The 3138-nt window shown below is 71.3% G+C and carries 2 protein-coding genes; both read right to left on the bottom strand.

Going from position 1 to position 3138, the window contains the following annotated elements; genetic code table 11:
- Nucleotides 1-510, bottom strand: a 510-nt coding sequence (locus AC5LUJ_RS18780) for a TlpA family protein disulfide reductase (RefSeq protein WP_493465386.1), incomplete at its 3' end; no start/stop codon positions are given.
- 678 nt (nt 511-1188) lie between these two features.
- Complete coding sequence (locus AC5LUJ_RS18775; protein ID WP_493465390.1) at nt 1189-2499, bottom strand: HNH endonuclease signature motif containing protein; 1311 nt, start codon at nt 2497-2499, stop codon at nt 1189-1191.
- Between the last annotated feature and the right edge of the window lie 639 nt (nt 2500-3138).

The following is a 3138-nucleotide window of genomic DNA, read 5'->3' as shown; positions in this document are numbered from 1 at the left end:
CCGGGCGAGTACGGGTGTCAACTCGTCCGGGAGTACGCCGCCGGTGAAGCGGGCGGCAAGCCGGCCCTCGCGGTCGAGCACGAAGGTCGACGGCAGACCAGGCGGGACCGGCCAGCGCGCCGCGAGCGTGCCAATCCGGTCGACGATGCTCGGATAGGTCACGCCGTTGTCCCGGATGAACGCCTTCGCCGCGGAGAGATTGTCCTTCTCGTTCACCCCGACAAAGGCCGCCTCTGGGTTGTCCGCGGCCATCTTGACCAGGCCGGGCGTCTCTGCCCGGCACGGTGCGCACCATGACGCCCAGAAATTCACAACGGTGATCTTCCCGCGGAAGGCCGTCAGGCTCAGATCAGGACCGGCCACGGTGGAACCGGTGAGGTCGGGAGCCGTCCTGCGGCTGTCGACCGGGACGAAGTCGGAGTTGGGCGCCTGCTGGACGAAACCGAAGCCACCGCCAGCGGCCTGGTCCACGCTGTCGCCCCCGCTCGAGCATGCGGCCGCCATCAGCATCGAAGCGCTCATCACCAGCATCGAGAGGCCCAGCGCGCAGACAGCCCTCAGGGAGCGGACAGCCCTCAGGAAACGGTGCTTCAGGACACGGCGGTACGACGTCCGGCCAGCCCGCATGCGCGACACGTCGGATGCCGCTCGCGCGCCCTGCCGCCCGTCCACACACACTCCTCCCGGTGACCTGATGACCCGAGCCTCCCGGATCTCCGGCAACTCGGTGATCCAGGACCGCCGGTTCCGGGCTCTCCGACCGGCCATCCAGACTCCCAAACGCGAAAAGATCATGACCGCGTTACCGCCATCTCTTCGACCGGCCGGCCGCTTCTACCGGCCGGCCGCTTCTACCGGCCGGCCACCGTCCGGACCGGAGCGGGCCGGTACGCGCCCTGGCCCATCAGCCTACGACAAACTGTAGAACTCAACCCCGCGGATCAGCTCCGACCACGGGTGCGTTCCGGACAGCCAGCGACCCGCACAACCCGACAAGCCAGCCATCCACCACCAAATGAACATCAAACAATCTCTATCGATGATCTCTAAAGTAGGGCTATTACCTGCAAGAACACTTAAATATCACTGTCCGTAACACCGCTTCTCGAGCTGGCCCCACCGGACTCGCGGGCATGCCACCGGCTTTCAAGAGGATGACGGGCCAGAACCTTCAGAAGGCCAGAACCTTCAGAAGGGTGGTGGGCCGAGATCCGGGATGCTGCTGTGCCCGGTCCCGGCCGTGGTCGGATCATGTGCCCCGGCCCGGCTCTGACCCCCGGCCCGGCAGTCGGAGCTGGACGCGGGGATGGTAACGACTGTCCGTCGAGGCGCAGGGCAGGCGCCCTCCTCTTCCCCTGTTCTGGAGCGTTCTCCAGCTCCCGGCCGGGTCGGCTCGTCCCAGGGTTCGGGGATGTCGAAGTAGGTCCGCCCGGTCGGACTGGCCCACACTGCCGTGTCACCGCCGGCCCGCTGTACCGTCCAGCCGCCCTCGTGCTTGGCCCTGTGGTGGCGTCGGCACAGCGCGAGCATGTTCTTCTCGCTGGTGGGCCCGCCGGCGCTGTGTGGCTGGATGTGGTCGAGGTCGCAGAACCGGGCGGGTTTCCGGCAGCCCGGGAACCGGCAGACCTGCTCCCGGGTGCGTAGCAGCCGGGCCAGCCCGGGGGCGGGGAACCGGCGGCCGACCTCGACAGGCCGGTCGCCCTGGGCGGGGTCGGTGAGGATCCGCCGCCAGGTCGCCTCCCGCGCAAGCTCACGGACGATGTCCGCGGGCAGGGGCCCGTATCCGGCCAGTTCCCCAGGGGTGTCGCTGACCCCGGCGAGCGTCGCCGCCGACACCAGCACCCCCACCTCCACCTCCACCGACACCTGCCCGCCCCGATCCCGGCCCAGCAGCAGATCGACCAGCACGTCCGCGCGGCGGGCATCCATGCTGGGCGGCTCGTCCGGGCCGTCGACAGCACGGCGGGCGCCCATGTCGGGGAGTGCGTCCACACCGGAAGAGGCCTCCGGGCCGGTGACCGCGCGGGCCAGCGCATCCAAGCGCTGATAGGCGGCCTGGGCGTCGACCGCGGGCAGCAGCGCCCACAGTTCGGCCATGCCGTCCTCGGCGGGGTGGAGCTGGACCTGCCGGCCCTTGCGGGCGTGGGCGTGCCGCCGCCGGGCGCCGTCGGGGTCGGCGCTGAGCACAGCGCGGCGCAGCGCCTGGCGGAACAGGCTCGGGCTGGCCCGCCCACCCCGGGCGAGCACTTTCCGTTCGACCGCGCCGGCCTGCTCCGAGGAGAGCGCCGCGGTGGTCTCGGCGACCGCGCGGACCCGGCCCAGGTCGATCTGTCCGGCCTCCAACACAGCCAGGGTGGCCGGGAGCCGGTCGACGACGGTGATGGCCAGTTCCAGGCCGGCCGCCGCGGCGGCCGGGGACAGGGCGAGCTCGGCGGCGATCTCCTCTGCGGCCCAGCCCGGCCCAGCCCGCTTCGCCTCCTCAGGCGGGGTCGGCCGCAGCGCGGCGAACCGGGCCTGGGCGCGCAGCAGACCGCCTCCAGCCCGGCGATCCGCCGCCGCACCGCGGCCATCAGGGACAGGCAGCCATCCGCATCGCAGGACGCCACTGCCGGCGGACCAGCGACCGCGTCAACCGTCGGCGGCACACCACCGCCTTTCACTGCCGACAGCCGGCCAGCCGCGTTACCGCCCTCCACCGCCGGCGGGGCGCCGCCTGTGTGGCAAGCCGCGCCGGACGCGCCACTCTCCACCGGAGGCCCCTCGCGGGGGACGAGTGGCGAGGGAGCACAGGGGCGGCAGGCCGCGGTGGACGCGGCGGTGCCAGCGGAGGCGGGCTGGACGGCATCGTGGTGGCCGGTGGGCTCCAGGGGGCCAGCCACCGCCGGGGCAGCCGTCGGAGAAAAGCTCTCGATCTCCACAGAATCGAACACGTGTACGAGACTATCAGCAGATTCGGACATTTCCACCATCTGGGACGGGCGATTCCCGCGGCCCCGACGCGCCCAGCGTGGCAACGGCGGCTGTCACCCCCACATGCCGCCCCCAATGGCGCACTGGATCAGGCTGTGGACGTAGCCAGCCGCGACCGATCGTCCTGTTTTGGGCATGTTGGGCGGCCGTGGCATGCTGGATGAGTGG

The sequence above is a fragment of the Protofrankia sp. CiP1_Cm_nod3 genome (assembly GCF_982290655.1).
The sequence above is the reverse complement of the archived record's forward strand: the minus strand, read 5'-3'. Positions and strand labels throughout refer to the sequence as shown.